This window comes from Streptomyces sp. SD31, assembly GCF_052068475.1.
In the GTDB taxonomy this organism is placed as follows: domain Bacteria; phylum Actinomycetota; class Actinomycetes; order Streptomycetales; family Streptomycetaceae; genus Streptomyces.
The window spans coordinates 1-1381 of sequence record NZ_JBQHCX010000048.1; the positions used below are offsets into that span (position 1 = coordinate 1).

Sequence of the window (1381 nt, forward strand, 5' to 3'; positions counted from 1 at the left end):
CGTCACCAGGATCGGCGCGGCCGCATCCTCCAGGATCGTCGCCAGCCGCTCATCCGGATTCGCCGGATCCAACGGCAGATACGCCGCCCCCGACTTCAGCACACCCAACAGCGACGGAATCAGATCGATCCCCCGCTCCAGCGAAAGCCCGACGAGCGTCTCCGGACCGGCGCCGAGGCTGATCAGATGGTGGGCGATCCGGTTGGCGCGCGCGTCCAGTTCGGCGTACGTCAGATGCTGGTCGCCGCAGGTCACAGCGGTGTGGTCGGGCGTACGGGCGGCCTGCTCGGCGAACACCTCGTGCACCCGCCGACCGACCGGCACCTCGACCGTCGCACCCCACTCACCCAGCAGGCGCTCCTCCTCACCCTCCGGCAGATACACGGCACCCGCGTCACCGCCCGGATCAGCGGCCATCGCCTCCAGGACCCGCCGGTACATCGAGGCCAGGCGCCGCATGTCCGCACGGCTGACGATCTGCGTCGTCGAACCGAGGTTGATGTTGCCGGCGGCCGCGATCGCGCTCAGCGCGAACTCATTGCCGCCCGCGTCCTGGGTCGACGCCGTGTCGACGACGTCGGTGTCGACCTGGTGGAAGTTCTGGTGGTCGAAGAGGGTGGTGATCAGGCGCTGGGTCTCGCCCGAGTCCCGCTGGATGGCGGGCAGGGGGTAGCGGCGGTGGGCCCAGATCTCCGTTTCCTGCGCGAACACCCGCTGCACCAGTTCCTGCCAGGTGCCGGTGGGCCGGGTCGCCGGGAACGGCAGCGTGTTGAGGTGCATGCCCAGGACGCGCTCCGCATCCGGGGCCTCAAGACGGCCGTGGTAGACGACACCCGTGTGGAAGGCGTCCTCCGTCGTCACCGTCGACAACACCTTCAGATGCGCCGCCAACAGCACACTCTTCAGCGAGGCCCCGGCTCGTTCCGCCAGGCGCTGGAGGCCGTCCTCCAGATCGCCGAAGGGGGCCTGGACCCAGTAGCGATCGGTGTTGTCGCCGTCGGTGTCGGCCCAGGCGGCCGGGAGACGCAGCGGGGTGTGGGTGCCGACGACGTCCTGCCAGAAGGCACGGTCGTCCGCGCTTGCCAGGGAGGTGAGTTCGGCGGCGATGTAGTCGGCATAGCGCACGGACGGGGCCGCGTACGGCGCGACCTCGCCACCGTCCCTCAACTGGCCGTAGACGTCGAGGAGTTCCATCAGGAACGTGTTCAGCGTCCAGCCCTCGGTCACCGCATGACAGTGACTGACCGTCAGCCGCCACGCGTCATCCGACTCCACATGCGCGCAGAACCGCAGCAGCGGCGCGACACTCAGCTCGAAGCCACGCGCCCGCTCACGGGCCGCATACTCCTCCCCCGCCACGACGACATCCCGCCCACGCAGA

General features: G+C 69.4%; 1 protein-coding gene. It reads right to left on the bottom strand.

Translation table 11 applies throughout. The features are described 5' to 3' along the window. On the bottom strand, positions 1-1381 hold a 1381-nt coding region (locus tag ACTMVF_RS42345; protein WP_441276422.1), incomplete at both ends, for a condensation domain-containing protein.